Below are 5,533 nucleotides of genomic sequence, written 5' to 3'. Positions count from 1 at the left end.
TAGTCCCATTCGGACATTGTTTGACAAGTCCTCTTGTGTGGTTTGGAGTTTACCCTTGACGCTCGTCCAATGAGATCGTCGTCGAGTTCATTATCCGCATATTCGTCTCGACGCGCCCAGTCGCTACACTGCGCCAAAACATAGGACTGCCGTCAGGTCAAAAATCATAGCTGCAGGCGATTTTTGATTTGTGCAATGAACGCCGCGCTCACGCCCAAATCAAGCGCTTCAGGGCGTTCTTAACGGATTTCAAACTGCCCAGCGAACGACAACGTGCACCAGAGCTCGTGCCGAACCGCGGCCCCGCCCTTCGCAATGCCCTCCGCCAGAGCGGACACGAGATCGCGGGCCTCATCGATTTCAGCCTGGGATGGCGAGTAGATCTCGTTGATAATTGGGATATGGCTCGGGTGGGTCGCGGAAGCCCAGGACGCGCCCAGGCGCTTCGACTTTTCGCCGATGCGCCGCACCAACGCGAGGTCATCCAACTTCGCAGTCATGGCGCCTTCAACGCGCACAATTCCGGCAGCGCGGGCTTGCAACGCGGAATAGGCTCCGAAGAAAAGTGCCTCGTCAGCACCATCTTCGTACTGCAAACCGAGCGAGCGCGCCCCGTCTCCACCCCGCACTGGGCCACCGGTCCCCCCAGCCCGCTTGACGCGGGGAGAGGCCATGCAGATTTCGTAAAGCCTGTTCATCGAAGCTGCACTTTCGGCGTGCGGACAAATTTCGATTTGGCCGACCGGCAAACCTCGCGACCTCTCCAACTCCAAAAGAACAAGGTCCAGAGCGGCAATATCCTCCGGATCTTCAGTCTTAGGCAGCGCCACCCCGTCGAGGCCATCGATTACAACCGCAGTAAGGTCGTCTAGCAGACAGCCTGTTCGCCACCCATTGAGCCTCACGAAGCGCCCGAAGGGGCCGGTGCAGAGCTACTTAATAGCTGCCGCAACCGCATTCCGAGCTCCAGCTTTCTGGGTGATCTCGACCGAGTCTTCGAGATCAAACATCAGGGCATCGGCTCCATATTTGGGCGCCTTTAATATCCAGTCGAGTTTGTGTTCAGGGACGTAGAGCATCGAGCGATACCAGCGAGCATCTCGAAGTTTCTGGGGCATAATTTCTTCCTCGTTCGGAACTCACATCTCCAGCTAGCATCAAGGTCGGGCCTCTTGCTGGCTCGGCGTCTACCGTTGTAGCTTGGCCGTTGATTACATCTCCGAAATTGCCCGCGCACCTATCTTACCTTGTGGGCTGACATTCGGCCCGATCAACGTCGGCGGAAGCAGCTGGCGGAAGATTGCCGAAGCTGCTGTGCGATCCGAACGGTCACTGGGACCTACTCGTCGCCGTTGGCATGGCGCGAGCGGCGTGGTCTGAAGCTAACGCGACTATCAGTCGGAAAGGCACTCCCGGTGCCGGACGCCTGGTCGGAAGTGGACCCTAAAATAGGACCGGTTGACTAATTGGATTCCGCGGCAACCGACGGAGCGGACAATGACGCAGAGGACACTCCCGTCTCGAGGATGCCGCCTTGAGCCATTTCCGGATCAGACGGATGATGCGCTTGTCGCCGATGCGGTGCTCCAGGAAGCGGATCAACCAGTCATGGTTGATGCTGCCAAAGGAAGCGGCCACAGACTACTTATCACCGTGATATTCCAGATTCGCTGACCATCATCCGCGAGCGCCACGCCTTCGAAGGCCAGTCGCTGGCCGTGGTCAGCAGCATCCGGCGGCGCGGCGTCCTCCTCGTTCTCATGGTCTTGCCAGACGGTAGCCGCTCGCTGATTTGGTCGAGCGGCTCGCAAAATTTGGCCACATTGCCCCGACCGCGGTAGCCTGAGTTCGGCCCGCGCCGGTCTGCGTCATGCAACTGCGTTTTTACACGACCAAGACCGACCTGCATACGCATCGGCAGAAACCGCTGATGCTTGGTTTGGGAGAATGCGACTCGCGCGAGAATTGCTCGCCACGACGAACTGGTGAGAATGCAAGCCTGTTAAGAGCACTTTTCTACGGGCTGTGGCACTGCGTGAATCGGTAGCTTGCTCAAGCGAAGCACCCAATGGTCTAACTTGTTCCAACCTGCGGACGTGGCTTTGGCCATCAGGTCGCTCTGTCATAAAGCTAGGAACTCGCTCGTTCGCCGGGTCTTCACCAGCAGCGGGAAAGTCATCTACTGAAGCAGGTGCCGATTAGCGCTTTTTGTAGTAATTGGGAGAACGAGGCCGCTATGTCGATGCTTACTGAACTGCCTTTGCCAGCAAATGGTCCGAAGCCGCTCTATAAAATCGGGGAGATCCCGCCGCTTGGATACGTTCCCGAAAACATGTACGCGTGGACCATACGCCGAGAGCGACATGGGCCACCGGAGACTTCGATGCTGGTCGAAGTGGTGCCAACTTGGCCAGTCGCGGAGGACGAGGTCCTCGTATTCGTGGCGGCTGCAGGGGTCAATTACAACGGAATCTGGGCCGCACTCGGCAAGCCGATCTCGCCCTTCGATGTTCACAAGGTTCCTTACCATGTCGCCGGCTCAGACGCGGCGGGGATAGTCTGGGCCATAGGTGCAAGGGTGCGGGGCTGGAAGGTTGGTGATGAGGTCGTCATGCACTGCAACCAGGATGACGGCGACGACGAGGAGTGCAATGGCGGCGAGCCTCTGCTCTCGCAATCCCAGCGGATCTGGGGATACGAGACCCCTGATGGCTCCTTCGCCCAGTTCTGCCGTGTGCAGTCGCGACAGCTGATGCCAAAACCAGTTCACCTGAGTTGGGAGGAAGCTGCCTGCTACACACTGACTCTCGCCACAGCTTACCGCATGCTGTTCGGTCACGCCCCCCACATCGTTAAGCCGTGCGATAACGTACTGGTGTGGGGGGCCTCGGGCGGACTTGGGGTATTCGGTGTGCAGCTTACCCGTACCTCCGGTGCCAACGCGATTGGCATCATCTCTGAACCCGATAAAGCCGAGTACGTGATTGCGCTCGGCGCGACAGGTGTCATTAACCGCAAGGATTTCAATTGTTGGGGCGCCATGCCTGCCGTAGGTTCAACCCAATATAATACCTGGCTCAAAGAGGCTCGACGGTTTGGAAAGGCGGTCTGGGATTTAACCGGAAAGCGCGACATCGATATTGTGTTCGAGCACCCAGGTGAGCAAACCTTCCCAGTATCGACTCTGATCGTTAAGCGTGGCGGTATGGTGGTGTTCTGTGGCGGCACCACAGGATTCAACATTACGTTCGACGCCCGGTATGTCTGGATGCGCCAAAAGCGACTCCAGGGCTCGCATTTTGCCAATCTGAAGCAGGCATGCGCAGCGAATCGGCTCGTGCTCGATCGTCGCGTCGCCCCGTGCATGAGCGAGGTCTTTTCATGGGAAGAAATTGCACGAGCCCACACCAAGATGTGGAAGAATCATCACAAGCCGGGGAACACAGCCGTACTGGTCAATGCACCGCGCCCTGGTCTGCGCAATCTCGAGGACATCGTTAAGGCGAGCTATCCTGACTAGCAGCCATTGTCGATTGTATTTTGGAGAGTTCGCGCTTCACCGGTATTTGGGCTTTGGGAAAGTATGCTCGATCGGGCATCGAAGTCGGCTGACTGGGGCGTATTCCAGGCCATGGTGACTACTTGCGGAGGCGAACACGACTGATGGGTTTATGTGTGCTGGAAATGGCCTCTTGGTCAACACGGGCGGCATGGCTTGGAGATCGCCCCAGCGGTCCACGGGAGAGCCCCCGTGCGCGGCGCGGGGTACTCCACGGGCGATGCAGCGCGCGGGAGGGACCCGTGGACCGGTGGGACGATCGGCGAGGTGGTCACATTTTTTCACCTTTCGCCACCCCGGCGACGTAGGCTAGCGCGTTTGAACTCAATGCTTTGGGCGTTATGAATGATACGATCCAATATGGCATCACCGGGCGAACACGGTGCCCCATTCGGCAACGCTGCGGTTCGACGTGATCAGCATGGCGCCGGTTTCGTCGCGGCGGCTGACCAGCTGGAAGAACAGATGCGCCGCGTCGGGCTCCAGCGGCAGGTAGCCGAGTTCGTCGACGATCAGCAGCTTGGGGCTTCGCCAGCGCAAGCAGTTTCTCGTCCAGGCGCCGCTCGCCGTGCGCCTTGGCGAGGCCGGCGACTAGTGTCGTCGCCGTGGTGAACTGCACCGTGTACCCCGGCCAGGATCGCCTCTCGCCCGAGCGCGATCGACAAGTGCGTCTTCCCGACGCCCGACGAGACAGCGTCACAATGCCGGGTGTCCGGCGTTCGAGGTTTTGATCCTCTATCCGTTCCATCCTCGGGCCGGGCAGATGGTGCAGGTCGAGCACCGCAAGCGCTTCGCCGGCGAGGACCATCTGGTTGTGGTGCAGCCCGACGGGACACTCGCCCTGATCCCAGCCTGGATGAGCGAGGATATTGCCCGCTCTGCAACGCTCACAGCAAGCCATCGGTTGGCTGTCGAAAGGCTCGTCGAGCTGCGGCGTGAATCGATGCCCTTATCGCCTCTCAAGGCGGGGCATGGCCCCCGCGTGAAGGAGGGGAGTCATGCAACCAAGACGCCACTTGCAAGGGAGCCTGTTCGAGGAGGATCGCCAGACGCCGGAGATTCCGGCATCGCAGAGAAGCACTCTCGTCCGCCTGATCGAGGGGCTGCTGATCGAGGCCCTCGCCGACGGCGCCAATATCGAGACGGGCACGCCAACCACAGAGACGAGCGAGGCCGCTCATGAGCAAGGTCACGCCTGAGCAACTCGCCCGTCAGGCCGTCGTCTACATCCGTCAGTCGACGCCTGATCAGGTCGTCAAAAACCTGGAAAGTAAGCGCCGTCAGTACAATTTGCCGGAGCGCGCGCGACAACTGGGCTGGAGCGATGTTGCCGTCATCGATGACGATCTCGGCCGCTCCCGCAGTGGCGTCGCGCGGCCCGGCTTCGAGAAGCTGCTGGCCGCCATCTGTGAGGTACGCGTCGGGGTCGTGGTCTCGATCGAGGCGTCGCGGCTCGCACGCAACGGTCGCGACTGGCACGCGCTACTCGAGTTCTGCGGTCTCGTCGGCACACTGATCGCCGACGAGGACGGCGTAACGATCCGCGACAGCCCAACGATCGCCTACTGCTCGGCATGAAGGGCACCATGAGCGAGATGGAGTTGTCGGTACTGCGCCAGCGCTCGCTCGAAGCGCTGAAGCAGAAGGCGCGCCGGGGCGAGCTGTTCATGACGGTCGCCGTCGGCTCTACGTGCGGGTCGGCCATAACCGCATCGAGAAGGACCCGGATCGGCGCGTCGGCGAGGCGATCGCGCTCGTCTTCGCCAAGTTCACCGAGATGCAGTCGGTGCGTCAGGTGCACCTCGCGTTCAGACACGAGCGCGTTCCGTTGGCCGCCGCAACCTATGGCGCCACGATCCGCTTGCGTGTCTCGGGTAGCACGCCGGCACTTGACCATCCTGACACCAGAGTCGCGGATCGACGTCGCCATTGGGTTGCGCTGGTGCATCGGCTCGAACTGGTCGGGCGCGGTCG

3 protein-coding genes and 3 pseudogenes are annotated in these 5,533 nt (G+C 60.3%); 4 read left to right on the top strand and 2 right to left on the bottom strand.

Going from position 1 to position 5,533, the window contains the following annotated elements; genetic code table 11:
* Positions 1-239: 239 nt before the first annotated feature.
* Positions 240-1,079, bottom strand: a pseudogene (locus AC0L3B_RS37845) (HpcH/HpaI aldolase/citrate lyase family protein).
* Between the two features lie 1,163 nt (positions 1,080-2,242).
* Here AC0L3B_RS37845 and ccrA point away from each other — a divergent pair.
* Positions 2,243-3,520, top strand: coding sequence for a crotonyl-CoA carboxylase/reductase (gene ccrA / locus AC0L3B_RS37840; RefSeq protein ID WP_473382615.1), 1,278 nt, complete (start codon positions 2,243-2,245; stop codon positions 3,518-3,520).
* Positions 3,521-3,840: 320 nt separating this feature from the next.
* Here the strand turns inward: ccrA and AC0L3B_RS37835 are convergent.
* Positions 3,841-4,242 (bottom strand): annotated as a pseudogene (locus AC0L3B_RS37835) (ATP-binding protein); the annotation flags it as partial.
* Between the two features lie 315 nt (positions 4,243-4,557).
* On the opposite strand from AC0L3B_RS37835, the gene AC0L3B_RS37830 reads away from it, so the two are divergent.
* The 3 genes and pseudogenes from AC0L3B_RS37830 to AC0L3B_RS37820 all read left to right on the top strand — a co-directional run.
* Positions 4,558-4,758 carry a hypothetical protein gene (locus tag AC0L3B_RS37830; RefSeq protein WP_473382612.1) on the top strand — a complete coding sequence of 67 codons (201 nt, stop codon included), beginning with the start codon at positions 4,558-4,560 and terminating at the stop codon, positions 4,756-4,758.
* Positions 4,739-5,137: a recombinase family protein gene (locus AC0L3B_RS37825; RefSeq protein ID WP_473382610.1), complete on the top strand. Its 399-nt coding sequence runs from the start codon at positions 4,739-4,741 to the stop codon at positions 5,135-5,137. Before AC0L3B_RS37830 ends, AC0L3B_RS37825 begins: the two co-directional genes overlap by 20 nt.
* Positions 5,138-5,249: 112 nt before the next feature.
* A pseudogene (locus tag AC0L3B_RS37820) lies at positions 5,250-5,533 on the top strand (hypothetical protein); the annotation flags it as partial.

Source organism: Bradyrhizobium sp. Kon56 (genome assembly GCF_055807635.1).
Note: the sequence above shows the minus strand (reverse complement) of the source record. Positions and strands in the feature narration are given on the sequence as shown.

Bases quoted from the DNA above. Each gene is read 5' to 3' on its own strand.
- AC0L3B_RS37825 (WP_473382610.1), top strand. From the start codon at position 4,739: ATGAGCAAGGTCACGCCTGAGCAACTCGCCCGTCAGGCCGTCGTCTAC.
- AC0L3B_RS37830 (WP_473382612.1), top strand. From the start codon at position 4,558: ATGCAACCAAGACGCCACTTGCAAGGGAGCCTGTTCGAGGAGGATCGC.
- ccrA (WP_473382615.1), top strand. From the start codon at position 2,243: ATGCTTACTGAACTGCCTTTGCCAGCAAATGGTCCGAAGCCGCTCTAT.